The organism is Arenibacter sp. S6351L (assembly GCF_023016025.1).
GTDB lineage: Bacteria > Bacteroidota > Bacteroidia > Flavobacteriales > Flavobacteriaceae > Arenibacter > Arenibacter algicola_B.
In genome coordinates this window covers 1-677 of sequence record NZ_JALKBB010000099.1, presented here as the reverse complement: position 1 = coordinate 677, position 677 = coordinate 1, and the positions used below count along the sequence as shown (strand labels likewise).

Sequence of the window (677 nt, the reverse complement as noted above, 5' to 3'; positions counted from 1 at the left end):
GGAAGCGGACTGGTACAGAACGCGACCACCGGAGCATTGGAAGTTGATGGCACGGCAATTACTGGTGACGGTGATATCACATCCTCCGACCTAACAGTAGGTGGCGATGCCAATGCCCTGTTGGGTGATGTAACCCTTGAGATAGCTGCCGGGGCAGTGGGAACTACAGAATTGGCTGCAGATGCGGTTACCAATGCAAAATTGGCGGACGATGCGGTACAGACAGAAAATATATTAAGTGGAGGTAACGATAAAGTATTGGTTACCGATGCAGTAGGAACTGTTGTTTGGGTGGACAAGTCGAGCTTTGCTGTTTTGGCTGATCAGGTAACAATCACCGGACTGGGCACTACCTTGGATCCGTTCAAAGTGGCGGATCTATCCATAGTAAATTCTAAACTTGGCCCTGACGCGGTTACCAATGCTAAACTGGCCGATGATGCGGTGCAATTGGAAAACATTGCTGATGGTACATCCTCCGGCCAAGTAATGCAATGGGACGGGACCGACTGGATTTTAATAGATTTAGGTTCTGTGACCGTAACTGAAGTGGATGGTGTAATTGGAAATGAAATCTTAAATGCGACCGATGGAACTTTAATACGTTCAGGAGCGGGTACTACTGTAAGTCCGTATACATTGGATGTGGCCACGGGAGGTATTACGGCGAACGAATT

At 48.2% G+C, this 677-nt stretch carries 1 protein-coding gene; it reads left to right on the top strand.

All coding sequences use genetic code 11. From position 1 onward, the window contains the following. Positions 1-677 (top strand): hypothetical protein (locus tag MWU82_RS24060; protein ID WP_247098298.1); only part of this gene is annotated, 677 nt, incomplete at both ends.